Below are 12,320 nucleotides of genomic sequence, written 5' to 3'. Positions count from 1 at the left end.
CTTCTCAGGAGCAGGGACTAGACTTCGCCGCGGTTTGTACAGGACGTGAGAATCCGCTTCCGCTGCGGCGCCCTCCGGCGCCGGGGTGGAGGCCAACCGGAAGGTCTACACCGTGCTTTACGCAGCAGCGAGTGGCGGGGGAGCCGGCAGTCTGACGCCGATCCTCATGATCGCTCTGCTTTTCGTCGTCATGTACTTCATGATGATCCGTCCGCAGCAGAAGCGCCGCCGCGAGGCCGAGCAGATGCAGGCCGCTCTCGCCCCGGGCGACGAGGTGGTCACCATCGGCGGCCTGCACGGCACGGTCACCGCGGTCGAGGACGAGACGGTCCTGCTCGAGGTCGCCCCGGGCGTGCAGACCCGGTACGCCCGTCCCGCCGTCGCGCGGGTGATCAAGCGCTCCGAGGCGCCGGCGGCCGAGACGATCACCGAGGAAGCCGAGCCGGTCAAGGAGTGACCACCCGTCCCGGACGGGGCAGCGGATTCATCCGTACAAGTGGATAGTTGGGGTCGGCGCGCGGCGCCGGCATCCGGCCGGGCCGTGCGGCGCCCCCGCGCCGCGCTCCAGCCGGCGTGCCGTCCTCCGGTGCCGACCCGCCGGAGCAGTCGGGCGGACACCCCCGGCCCGACAGTTGTCGCCGCCGTGGAAGCGGCGCGACCGTACAGGGAGACAGGACAGCCGTGGCACCACCTCAGGGACAGATGCGGCCCGGACGGCAGCTCGCCGTGCTCGGGCTCATCTTCGTCGTCCTCTATCTATTGGTGTTCTTCTCGGGCGGCGCCAGCGGCGGCTGGAAGGACCGGTTGGAGCCGCGGCTCGGCCTGGACCTCGTCGGCGGCACCCGGCTGACGCTCGAGGCCACCAACACGGTGGACGGCAAGCCCCCGACCGCCGACAACCTCGAGGAGGCCCGGCAGATCATCGAGAGCCGGGTCAACGCGTACGGCGTGGCCGAGGCCGAGGTGGTCACCGAGGGCAACCGCAACATCGTCATCTCCCTGCCCGGCCAGAACCGCGACCTCACCGACGTCGGTGAGGCCGCCGAGCTGCGCTTCCGCAAGGTGCTCAAGGCCACCGACGGCAGCGGCGCCGCGGCCGCTCCCGCGCCGACGCCCAGCGCCACCCCGTCCGGAGCCGCCACCCCGTCGGGCAGCGCGTCGCCGAAGGCGAGCACGAGCCCCAAGGTGAGCGGGTCGCCGAGCGCCGGCGGCCAGGGCGGCATGGCCCCCACGCCGAGCGCCAGCGCCTCCGCGTCCCCGTCGGCCTCGCCGAGCGCCGCCGCGCCGAGCCCGAGCGCCAGCGCCGAGCCGGTGCCACAGAGCATCGAGCAGCAGCGCAAGGCCGTCGAGCAGAAGGTCGGCGCGGCCGCCTGGGCCGCCGCCTCGGGCTTGCAGGCCCCGGCGGACCTGACCACCGACCCGTCGCTGGCGGACAAGCTCAAGCCCTTCGGCGCGCTCACCCCGCAGGAGATCGCCGTCCTGCCGGTGGAGATGCAGTTCAACGTCCCGACCATCACCTGCGCCCAGCTCGACAAGCGGCCCGCCGCCTCGATCAAGGACGAGAAGCAGAAGGCGGTCGCCTGCGAGTCCGGCGCGAAGTACCTGCTGGACGTGGCGAAGGTGCTCGGCACCGACGTCAAGAACGCCTCCGCCCAGCTCGACCAGACCAGCTCCTGGGTGGTCAGCCTCAACTTCACCGGCGGCGGCCAGGAGAAGTGGACCGCGCTGACCCGCGAGGCGTTCAACAACGAGGGCCAGGCCTGCGACCAGACCGCGCTCGGCCAGGACGGCAAGTGCCGCGTCGCCGTGGTGCTGGACAACGAGATCGTCTCGTCGCCGGAGATCCAGGGCGTGCTGACCGGTGACTCGCAGATCACCGGCAGCTTCGACAACAAGGCCGCGAACGCGCTCGCCAGCCAGCTGCGCTACGGCGCGCTGCCGGTGACGTTCGAGCCGCAGGAGCAGCAGAACGTCACCGCGACGCTCGGCGACAGCCACCTCAAGGCGGGTCTGCTGGCGGCCGGCATCGGCATGCTGCTGGTCATCATCTACTCGTTCTTCTACTACCGGCTGCTCGGCTCGGTCATCTTCCTGAGCCTGGTGCTCTCCGCGCTGCTGGTGTTCGGCGCGCTCGTGGTGCTCGGCCGGTCGATCGGCTTCACGCTCACGCTCGCCGGCATCGCCGGCATGATCGTCTCGCTGGGCGTCGCGGCGGACTCGTTCGTCATCTACTTCGAACGACTGAAAGACGAGATCCGGGAGGGCCGCAGTCCACGCAGCGCGGTGCCGCGCGCCTGGATCCGGGCCCGCCGGACGATCATCTCGGCCAACGCCATCACGCTGATGTCGGCAGTGGTGCTCTACATCGTGTCCGTCGGCGCGGTGAAGGGCTTCGCCTTCGCGCTCGGCCTGGCGACCGTGCTCGACCTGGTCGTCGTGTTCCTCTTCCGCCACCCGATCATGACGATGTTCGCCCGTACCCGGGCGTTCCTGTCGCCGCGGGTCAGCGGTCTGGGCCGGGCGCTGCCGGCCCGGTCGGCCGAGCCGGGCAACGCCCGCAACCCGCGTGTGAAGGAGGCCTGAGATGGCTAAGAGCGGTCTGGCCGCCCGGCTCTACCGGGGTGAGGCGGATCTCAACATCGTCGGGCGGCGCAAGCTGTGGTTCGGCGTGGCCGGCGTGCTCGTGCTGATCGCCGTGCTGAGTCTCGCGATCAGCGGCTTCAAGCTGGGCATCGAGTTCGCGGGCGGCAACTCGTTCCAGGTGCCGGCCAGCGTCGGCACGCTGGACCAGGCCGAGCGGACCGTCGACGACGTGCTGGCCGACGAGGCGCCGGGCGTCGAGGTGGTCAGCGCGCAGAAGGTCGGCGGCACCAGCGGCGAGTTCTACGAGATGCGCACCGGCCAGCTCTCCGCCGAGCAGGCCAACGCGGCCAAGACCGCGATGGCGCAGGAGTTCGGCATCCCGGCCGACCAGATCAGCGGCAGCCAGGTCTCCGAGGCCTGGGGCAGCCAGGTCACCTCGCGCGCCTTCCTCGGCCTGGTGATCTTCATCGCGGTGGTGTCGATCTACCTGGTGCTGCGCTTCGAGTGGCGGATGGCGGCCGCCGCGATCGTCTCGCTGCTGACCAACCTGGCCCTGACCGCCGGCATCTACTCGATCGTCGGCTTCGAGGTCACCCCGTCGACGATCATCGGCTTCCTCACGATCCTGGGCTTCGCGCTCTACGACGTGGTGGTGGTCTTCGACAAGGTGCAGGAGAACACGCGCGGCATCACCGCGAACAACAACGTCACCTACGGCGAGGCGTCCAACCTGGCGCTCAACCAGAGCCTCATGCGGTCGCTGAACACCTCGGTGGTGGCGCTGCTGCCGGTCGGCGGCCTGCTCTTCATCGGCGCCGGCCTGCTCGGCGCGGGCACGCTGAAGGACCTCGGCCTGGTGCTGTTCGTCGGTATGGCGGTGGCGTTCCTGACCTCGATCCTGCTGGCCACGCCGCTGCTGGTGCTGCTGAAGAACATGGACCCGCGGATCAGCGCCCACAACAAGCGGGTGCTGTCCCGCCGGGCCGCGCTCGCCCGGGGTGAGATCACGCCGAAGGGCCCGCGTACCGCAGCGCCGGCCGCCGACGCGCCGATCGACCCGGACGCGGCCGCGCTGGCCGGCGCCGCACCCAAGGTGGGCGCCCGGCCCGCGGGCAAGCGCCCCAGCGGCGCCCGCGGCGGCCGTCCCGCCGGTGGCGGCGGCAACCGGCCCGGCGGCAAGCGCCGCTGACCGCAGGGCCGGACGGAATCGGTCCGACGGCGTCCGTCATGCTGATGTCACGGCATGACGGACGCCGTCGTCGTTTCGAGAGGACATGGGACGCACCGTGACGGAGACCCACACCGCAGGGGTACGCGGAGACAGCGGCCCGGAGGTCGCCCAGCTCGTCGCCAGCCGGCTGCTGGACGTGCCGGACTTCCCCAAGCCGGGTGTCGTGTTCAAGGACCTGATGCCGCTGTTCGCCGACGGTGAGGCGTTCCGGGCGGTGATCGACGGCATCATCGCGTACCACGGGCGGGACTCGTTCGACACGGTCGCCGGCATCGAGGCGCGCGGGTTCGTGCTGGCGGCGGCGGTCGCGTACGCCACCGGCGTCGGCGTGGTGCCGGTGCGCAAGGCCGGCAAGCTGCCCCGGGCCACCCACTCGGCCTCCTACGCGCTGGAGTACGGCGAGGCGACGCTGGAGGTGCATCAGGACGCGTTCACCGCCGGTCACCGGGTGCTGGTGCTCGACGACGTGCTCGCCACCGGCGGGACCGCCGAGGCCACGCTCGACCTGGTGGAACGGGCCGGCGGGACGGTGGCCGGGTTCACCGTGCTGCTGGAGCTGGGCTTCCTCGAGGGCCGCAAGCGGCTGGCGCAGCGCCCGGTCCATGCCCTGTTGACTGTTTGACCGGGCCGGACCGTCGGGCCGGTCGGCGCCGACCGGCCGGGGGAGCGGTGGCGTACCCTGCGTACGGGTAGCATTGCCCTTTGCCCGACCCGGCCGAGATCTCCGGGGCGGCGAAGGCGCCGGGGCCCGGCCCCGGCGACCGCGTGGAACAACACCGGCCCCCGGGCCGGTTGAACCAGACGTCGGCCGGACGGCCGGCGCATCCCGGCGAGCGGTGAGGAGGCCGGTGTCCCACGATGTCGTCCCTCCGGTGGAGGGCACGGTGCACCCGACAGGCGACGCGGACGGCTCGGTGACCGAGCGCAGCGGCAACCCGCCGGCCCGGGCGACCGGCGCCACCGGCGGCGCGTCCGACGCGACGGCCGACGGCGGGGCGGTCGTGGTGCCGTTCCCGACCGAGGGTTCCACCGAGTCCACGCCCGGCAGCGGTTTCGCCCTCTCCAACGCGCCCACCGGCCGGCGGGTACGCGCCCGGCTGGCCCGGTTCAACGCGCCCTGGCAGACCTCGCAGGTCAGCGAGGTGCTGGAGCCGCTGATCGCGACGCACCGGGAGAACCACCCCAAGGCCGACGCGCGGCTGCTCCAGCGCGCCTTCGACACGGCCGCGCGGTGGCACTCGGGGCAGTACCGCAAGTCCGGCGACCCCTACATCACGCACCCGCTCGCGGTGGCGACCATCCTGGCGAACCTGGGCATGGACACCACCACGCTGGTCGCGGCGCTGCTGCACGACACCATCGAGGACACGGAATACACGCTCGACCAGATGCGCGCCGACTTCGGCGGTGAGGTCGCGCTGCTCGTCGACGGCGTCACCAAGCTCGACAAGGTCAAGCTCGGCGACGCGGCGAAGGCCGAGACCATCCGCAAGATGGTCGTCGCGATGGCGAAGGATCCCCGGGTCCTGGTGATCAAGCTGGCCGACCGGCTGCACAACATGCGGACCCTGACCTTCCTGCCCCGCCCGAAGCAGGAGCAGAAGGCCAAGGAGACGCTGGAGATCCTGGCCCCGCTGGCGCACCGCCTCGGTATGAACACGATCAAGTGGGAGCTGGAGGATCTGGCCTTCGGCACGCTGTTCCCGAAGCGGTTCGAGGAGATCAACCGGCTGATCGGGGAGCACCAGCCGCAGCGCGAGGCGCTGCTGCGCCAGGTGACCCAGAAGGTGTCCACCGACCTGAAGGCCGCCAAGATCAAGGCGGAGACGACCGGGCGGCCGAAGCACCTCTACTCGATCTACCAGAAGATGATCGTGCGGGGGCGCGACTTCAACGACATCTACGACCTGGTGGGTGTGCGGATCCTGGTCGACACGGTTCGTGACTGCTACGCGGCGCTGGGGGTCATCCACGCCAACTGGCAGCCGGTGCCGGGCCGGTTCAAGGACTACATCGCCATGCCCAAGTTCAACATGTACCAGTCGTTGCACACGACTGTCATCGGGCCCACCGGCAAGCCGGTGGAGATGCAGATCCGCACGTACGCGATGCACCGCACCGCCGAGTTCGGCATCGCCGCGCACTGGAAGTACAAGGAGCACAAGGGCACCCCGGTGGTGGGTCCGCCGGCGCACATCGACGAGATGACGTGGCTGCGGCAGCTGCTGGACTGGCAGCGCGAGGCGGCCGACCCGAGCGAGTTCCTGGACGCGCTGCGGTTCGACCTGTCCAGCCAGGAGGTGTACGTCTTCACGCCCAAGGGCGACGTCATCCCGCTGCCGACCGGGTCGACGCCTGTCGACTTCGCGTACGCGGTGCACACCGAGGTCGGGCACAAGTGCATCGGCGCGCGGGTCAACGGCAAGCTGGTGCCGCTGGAGTCGACGCTGTCCAACGGCGACGTGATCGAGATCTTCACGTCGAAGTCCGACACGGCCGGTCCCACGCAGGACTGGCTGGGCTTCGTCAAGAGCCCGCGGGCGCGTACGAAGATCCGCCAGTACTTCAACAAGGAGCGGCGCGAGGAGGCGATCGAGGCCGGCAAGGACGCGATCGTCAAGGCGATGCGCAAGCAGGGCATGCCGCTGCAGCGGATGCTCACCTCGGACGCGCTGATGGCGATCGCCCGGGACCTGCACCTGGCCGACGTGGCCTCGCTGTACGCGGCGGTCGGCGACAGCCAGGTCTCCGCGCAGTCGGTCGTGCAGAAGCTGATGGCGTCCTACGGCGGCGAGGAGGGCGCGGCGGAGGACATCGCCGAGACCGCCGTCGCCACCCGGCCGCCGCGCAGCCGGCAGAGCAGCGCCGACCCGGGCGTGGTGGTCCGCGGCGTCAGCGACGTCTGGATCAAGCTGGCCCGCTGCTGCACGCCCGTACCGCCGGACTCGGTGTTCGGGTTCGTCACCCGCTCCGGCGGGGTCAGCGTGCACCGGGACGACTGCGCCAACGCCGAGGACCTGCGCGCCCAGCCCGAGCGGGTGGTCGAGGTGAGCTGGAAGCTCACGTCCGCCTCCACGTTCCTGGTCGCCATCCAGGTCGAGGCGCTGGACCGGCACAAGCTGCTCGCCGACGTGACGCGGGTGCTCTCCGAGGAGCGGGTCAACATCCTCTCCGCGACCGTCACCACCACCCGCGACCGGGTGGCGGTGAGCCGGTTCAGCTTCGAGATGGCCGACCCGAAGCACCTCGGCCACCTGCTGGCCGCCGTGCGGAAGGTCGACGGCGTGTTCGACGCGTACCGGGTCACCTCGGGGGCCTGACCCACAGGCGCACGCGAAAGCGCCCGCCGGCTGCGATCAGCCGGCGGGCGCTTCGTCGTCGTGCGGGTGCGGTCAGCCGCCCTCGACCGGGCTCATCGTCACCTTGGTCATGGTGATCTCCTTCTTCGGGTGACCACCGCCGGCCTGCTTGGCGAACGCGCCGTCGTCACCGGCCGTGGCGACCTGCTTCACCACGTCCATGCCACCGGTGATGGTGCCCAGCACCGTGTAGTTCGGGTCGAGCGGCGAGTCGCCGTACACGATGAAGAACTGGCTGCCGGTGCTGCCCGGCTGGCCGGAGTTGGCCATCGCGATGACACCCTCCGGGTACGGCGGGCGCTTGTCGGTGGGGAGGTTCTCCTCGGCCAGGTTGTACGACGGGCCGCCGGTGCCGTCGGTGTCCCGCCAGCCCTTGCCGGTGGCGCTCGGGTCGCCGCACTGGAGCACCTTGATGCCCTCGGTGACCAGCCGGTGGCACTTGGTGTTGTCGAAGAAGCCCTTGCTGGCCAGGTGCGTGAAGCTGCCGGCGGTGCAGGGCACCTTGGCGCGGTCGATCTTGGCGGTGATCGGGCCCAGGTTGGTGTCGATCGTCATCGTCTGGGAGCCCTTGCCGGCCTGCTGGGCCGGCGGCAGGCCGACGTCCTTGATCTGCGGCGGCCGGCCCTCCTTGGGCACCTCCGTGTACGCGCACTGCACGGCGTCGGCTCCGGCGGCGGTGCCGCCCTGCTTCTCGTCGTCGTCGCCGAGCGCGGCGACGAGCCAGACCGTGCCGGCCACGACGAGCACCAGCACCGCCGCGGCCCCGACGATCGCCTGGGTCTGCCGGCGCTTGCGGGCCCGGCCGGCCCGTTCCGCCATCTCCCGCTCGAGCTTGGCCCGCGCCGCCGCGCGCTGGCGGTCTCTGGTGGACGTCACGGTCACTCCTCACCTGCTGCGTATGGGGTCGGCGCGCGCGCCGCCGGGTCACGTGTGGGTCACCGGCGGCGGGCCGCCGGATCGGGTTGTCGGGTCAGCCCGCGCTGGCGCTGGGCGAGGGCGCGGGGCTTTCGGCCGGCGCCGCGCCGGGCTCGCCGACTGTGACGCTCTGGACCAGCACCTGCGTCTTCGGCTTGACCTTGGCGCCGTTGCCATTGTCCACCGTCGGCATGGCGCCGATCTTCTCCACCACGTCGAGCCCGCCGGTGACCTTGCCGACCACCGAGTAGGCCGGCTTGGCCGGGCTGGCGTCCTTGAAGAAGATCAGGAACTGGCTGCTGTTGCTGCCGGGCGGGTTGCCGATCATGGCGACCGTGCCCTTCGGGTACGTCGGGGCCTGCCCGGGCGCCGGCGAGGCCGACGGGCTGGGCTCCGCCGCTGCCGGGACGTTCTCGTCGTAGAACGAGTAGGTCGGGCCGCCGAGCCCGGTGCCGGTCGGGTCACCGCAGCGCAGCGCGCCCTCGGCGGTGATCTCGTGGCAGGTGGTGTTGTCGAAGAACGACCGGCCGGCCAGGTAGCTCAGGCTCGCCGCGCCGCACGGTGCGTCGGTCTGGTCCAGCTCGACGGTGATCGGCCCACCCTGGTTGGTGGTGATCGTCATCGGGCGGGTGCCCGAGGTCGGCAGGCCCGTGGTGGGCGGCTGGCCGACGTCCTTGAGGTTGGTGTTGACGGCACCGTCCTCCGCGGTCCAGAGGCAGACGTCCTCGGCGGCCTTCTTCTCCGGCTCGGAGTCGAACGCGCCGAGTGCCCAGGCCGACCCGGCCACGATCAGCACGAGCACCACCGCGGCACCCACACCGGCCCGGATCTGCCGGCGGCGCTTCGCGACCGCCGCCCGCCGGGCGAGCTGCCGGTCGAGCTTGGCGCGCGCCAGTTTGCGCTGCCGGTCCCTGCTGGAAGCCACGTGCGCTCCCCTTCCTCTGCCTGATCGCCGCCGGCGCCGGGCGCCGTCCGCCGTTCCGATCGGGGTGCGCCACGCCACACGCCCGCCAGAGTGTACGGGTAGCGACTGTGAAAGTGGTGTACGAGGTCCGGTCATCTCAGCCCGGCCGGGGCGGACGGGGCCGGTGGCGGACGGAATCCGTTCGCCGCTGCGACTAGGCTGCAGGCAGACGACGACCGGACGGAAAGGGGAGCGACGTGCTCGTGGCCGGCTTTCCCGCGGACGCCTTCGGCACCAACTGCTATGTGGTGGCGACCGGGCCGGGGGAGCAGTGCGTGGTGGTCGACCCCGGCATCGGGGTGCTCGACCGGCTCGACGCCGTGCTCGCCGAGCACCGCCTGCACCCGGCCGCCGTGCTGCTCACCCACGGCCACCTGGACCACACCTTCTCCGTCGCCCCGGTCTGCGGCGCGCGGGGCATCCCCGCCTACGTCCACCCGGACGACCGGGAACTGCTGGCCGACCCGAGCAAGGCGCTGTCGATGGACCTGACCGAGCTGTTCGGCGGCCGGTTGCCGTACGCGGAGCCGGACGACGTGGCCGAGCTGACCGACGGCGCGACGCTGTCGCTGGCCGGGTTGGAGATCACCGTCGACCACGCCCCCGGCCATACCGGCGGGTCGGTGCTGTTCCGGTTGCCCGGCGCCGGCTCGCCCTGGGAGGCGGAGCAGATCTGCCTCTCCGGTGACGTGCTGTTCGCCGGCTCGATCGGCCGCACCGACCTGCCGGGCGGCAGCATGCCCCGGATGCTGTCCAGCCTGCGGGAGAAGGTGCTCCCGCTGGCCGACGACACGGTCGTCCTGCCCGGCCACGGCCCCGCGACCACGATCGGCCGCGAGCGCGCGACCAACCCGTACCTCGTCGAGGTGGCGGGCACCGGCGGCGCGCGCCCGGCCGCGCCCACCCGAGGCCTCTAGACCCTCACCCGCGCCCGCGCGGGTTCTCAAGGAGTTCGTGATGAGCAAGCCCACGCCCATTTCCGGCTTCCCCGAGTGGACGCCGGCGCAGCGGATGATCGAGCAGTTCGTGCTCGACCGGATCCGCGCCACGTTCGAGCTGTACGGCTTCGCCCCGCTGGAGACCCGTTCGGTCGAGCCGTTGGACCAGCTCCTGCGCAAGGGGGAGACCTCCAAGGAGGTCTACCTGCTGCGCCGGTTGCAGGCCGACACCGACGGTCCGGCCGGTGACGACGCGCTCGGCCTGCACTTCGACCTGACCGTGCCGTTCGCCCGCTACGTGCTGGAGAATGCCGGCAAGCTCCAGTTCCCGTTCCGCCGCTACCAGATCCAGAAGGTGTGGCGGGGTGAGCGCCCGCAGGAGGGCCGCTACCGGGAGTTCCTCCAGGCCGACATCGACATCGTCGACCGGGACACCCTGCCGGCCCACTACGAGGCCGAGATGCCGCTGGTCATCGGTGACGCGCTGCGGTCGCTGCCGATCCCGCCGGTGCGTATCCAGGTCAACAACCGCAAGATCTGCGAGGGGTTCTACCGGGGCGTCGGGCTGACCGACACGGAGGCGGCGCTGCGCGCCGTCGACAAGCTCGACAAGATCGGCCCGGCCGGGGTGACGGAACTGCTGGCGAGCACCGCCGGGGCGAGCGAGGCGCAGGCCAAGGCCGTGCTGTCGCTGGCCGAGATCTCCGCGCCGGACGCCTCCTTCGCCGACGCGGTGCGCGACCTCGGGGTGAGCGACCCGCTGCTGGACGAGGGCGTCGCGGAGCTGACCGCCGTGGTGGAGACCGCCGCCGCGCACGCGCCCGGCCTCTGCGTGGCCGACCTGCGCATCGCGCGGGGCCTGGACTACTACACGGGTACGGTCTACGAGACGCAGATGATCGGCTACGAGCGGTTCGGCTCGATCTGCTCCGGCGGCCGGTACGACAACCTGGCCAGCTCCGGCAACGTCCGGTTCCCCGGCGTGGGCATCTCGATCGGCGTGACCCGGCTGCTCGGCCTGTTGTTCGGCGCGGAGGCGCTGTCGGTGTCCCGTTCGGTGCCGACCTGCGTGCTGGTGGCGGTGACCGCCGAGGAGGACCGGGCGGCCAGCGACGCGGTCGCGGCGGCGCTGCGGTCGCGGGGTGTGCCCACCGAGGTGTCCCCGTCGGCGGCCAAGTTCGGCAAGCAGATCCGGTACGCCGAGCGGCGCGGCATCCCGTACGTCTGGTTCCCCGGCGCGGAGGGCGACGAGGTCAAGGACATCCGTTCCGGCGAGCAGGTGCCGGCCGCTGCGGGGGAGTGGACGCCACCCCGGGCGGACCTGAAGCCGCTGGTCGGCCCGGCGGGCACTGGCGCCTGAAGACGTTTCGACCTACGGTGGCGTAAGTTACGCCACCGTAGGGAGAACGTCGTGACCGTGCTCAGCCAGACTGCTCTGCTCACCGAACTCGAGCCGGTGGTCGAGAAGAACCTCGACCGCCACCTGTCGCTGGCCAAGGAGTGGTTCCCGCACGAGTACGTGCCGTGGAGCGAGGGCCGCACCTTCGACGGCCCGCTGGGCGGCGAGGCGTGGTCGCCGGAGGACTCGACGCTGCCCGAGGTGGCCCGGACCGCGCTGATCGTCAACCTGCTCACCGAGGACAACCTGCCGTCGTACCACCACGAGATCGCCACCCTGTTCGGGCGCGACGGCGCGTGGGGCACCTGGGTGCACCGGTGGACGGCGGAGGAGGGGCGGCACGGCACGGCGATCCGCGACTACCTCACTGTGACGCGGGCGGTGGACCCGGTGGCGCTGGAGCGGGCCCGCATGGTGCACATGTCGGCCGGTTACCAGAACGTGCACGACCAGGAGATGCTGCACTCGCTGGCGTACGTGTCGTTCCAGGAGTTGGCCACCCGCATCTCGCACCGCAACACGGGCCGGGCCACCGGCGACCCGATGTGCGAGGCGCTGCTGGCCCGGGTCGCCGCGGACGAGAACCTGCACATGGTCTTCTACCGCAACCTGCTCGGCGCGGCGTTCGAGCTGGCCCCGTCGCAGGCGATGCGTGCCGTCGCCGACGTGCTCGCCAACTTCCAGATGCCGGGTGTCGGCATCGACGGCTTCGCCCGCAAGTCGGTGGCGATCGCGCTGGCCGGGATCTACGACCTGCGCCAGCACCGCGACGAGGTGGTGATGCCGGTGCTGCGCCAGTGGAACCTGTTCGACGTGACCGGCCTGAACGCCGACGGCGAGGCCGCCCGCGACCAGATCGCCGCCCACCTGGACACCCTGGAGACCCAGGCGTCCCGCTTCGAGGAGCGCCGCGCCGCCCGAGCCGCCCGCG

General features: G+C 71.6%; 10 protein-coding genes. 8 read left to right on the top strand and 2 right to left on the bottom strand.

The window, feature by feature from the left end; genetic code table 11:
* Positions 1–112 precede the first annotated feature (112 nt).
* The 5 genes from yajC to EAD96_RS04765 all read left to right on the top strand — a co-directional run bounded on the left by yajC (position 113) and on the right by EAD96_RS04765 (position 7,134).
* The gene (yajC, locus tag EAD96_RS04785; RefSeq protein ID WP_199733067.1) at positions 113–457 is read left to right on the top strand and encodes a preprotein translocase subunit YajC; all 345 of its coding nucleotides are present in this window, start codon (positions 113–115) and stop codon (positions 455–457) included.
* A 224-nt stretch (positions 458–681) separates the two neighbouring features.
* Positions 682–2,583: a protein translocase subunit SecD gene (secD, locus tag EAD96_RS04780; RefSeq protein WP_199733066.1), complete on the top strand. Its 1,902-nt coding sequence runs from the start codon at positions 682–684 to the stop codon at positions 2,581–2,583.
* Position 2,584: 1 nt separating this feature from the next.
* On the top strand, positions 2,585–3,772 hold the full coding sequence (gene secF / locus EAD96_RS04775) for a protein translocase subunit SecF (RefSeq protein ID WP_120570536.1): 1,188 nt from the start codon (positions 2,585–2,587) through the stop codon (positions 3,770–3,772).
* Between the two features lie 97 nt (positions 3,773–3,869).
* Positions 3,870–4,436: an adenine phosphoribosyltransferase gene (locus EAD96_RS04770; RefSeq protein WP_120573853.1), complete on the top strand. Its 567-nt coding sequence runs from the start codon at positions 3,870–3,872 to the stop codon at positions 4,434–4,436.
* 250 nt (positions 4,437–4,686) lie between these two features.
* Positions 4,687–7,134 (top strand): bifunctional (p)ppGpp synthetase/guanosine-3',5'-bis(diphosphate) 3'-pyrophosphohydrolase, encoded by a 2,448-nt coding sequence (locus tag EAD96_RS04765; RefSeq protein ID WP_174361784.1) that lies wholly within the window; start codon positions 4,687–4,689, stop codon positions 7,132–7,134.
* Between the two features lie 72 nt (positions 7,135–7,206).
* Here EAD96_RS04765 and EAD96_RS04760 read toward each other — a convergent pair whose 3' ends face one another.
* Positions 7,207–8,049 carry a peptidylprolyl isomerase gene (locus EAD96_RS04760; RefSeq protein WP_121683429.1) on the bottom strand — a complete coding sequence of 281 codons (843 nt, stop codon included), beginning with the start codon at positions 8,047–8,049 and terminating at the stop codon, positions 7,207–7,209.
* A gap of 94 nt (positions 8,050–8,143) precedes the next feature.
* The gene (locus tag EAD96_RS04755; RefSeq protein ID WP_120570534.1) at positions 8,144–9,013 is read right to left on the bottom strand and encodes a peptidylprolyl isomerase; all 870 of its coding nucleotides are present in this window, start codon (positions 9,011–9,013) and stop codon (positions 8,144–8,146) included.
* 236 nt (positions 9,014–9,249) lie between these two features.
* Between EAD96_RS04755 and EAD96_RS04750 the strand changes: the two genes are divergently transcribed.
* The 3 genes from EAD96_RS04750 to EAD96_RS04740 all read left to right on the top strand — a co-directional run.
* Complete coding sequence (locus EAD96_RS04750) at positions 9,250–9,969, top strand: MBL fold metallo-hydrolase (RefSeq protein WP_121683416.1); 720 nt, start codon at positions 9,250–9,252, stop codon at positions 9,967–9,969.
* Between the two features lie 40 nt (positions 9,970–10,009).
* Positions 10,010–11,350, top strand: a complete 1,341-nt coding sequence (gene hisS, locus EAD96_RS04745) for a histidine--tRNA ligase (protein ID WP_121683415.1) — start codon at positions 10,010–10,012, stop codon at positions 11,348–11,350.
* 51 nt (positions 11,351–11,401) lie between these two features.
* On the top strand, positions 11,402–12,320 hold a 919-nt coding region (locus EAD96_RS04740), incomplete at its 3' end, for an acyl-ACP desaturase (RefSeq protein ID WP_147457838.1).

This window comes from Micromonospora sp. BL1 (genome assembly GCF_003667485.1).
In the GTDB taxonomy this organism is placed as follows: Bacteria; Actinomycetota; Actinomycetes; order Mycobacteriales; family Micromonosporaceae; genus Micromonospora; species Micromonospora tulbaghiae.
The sequence above is the reverse complement of the archived record's forward strand: the minus strand, read 5'-3'. Positions and strand labels throughout refer to the sequence as shown.

Excerpts from the sequence above, each read along its gene's own strand:
- hisS (WP_121683415.1), top strand. The coding sequence starts at position 10,010 with ATGAGCAAGCCCACGCCCATTTCCGGCTTCCCCGAGTGGACGCCGGCG.
- secF (WP_120570536.1), top strand. The coding sequence starts at position 2,585 with ATGGCTAAGAGCGGTCTGGCCGCCCGGCTCTACCGGGGTGAGGCGGAT.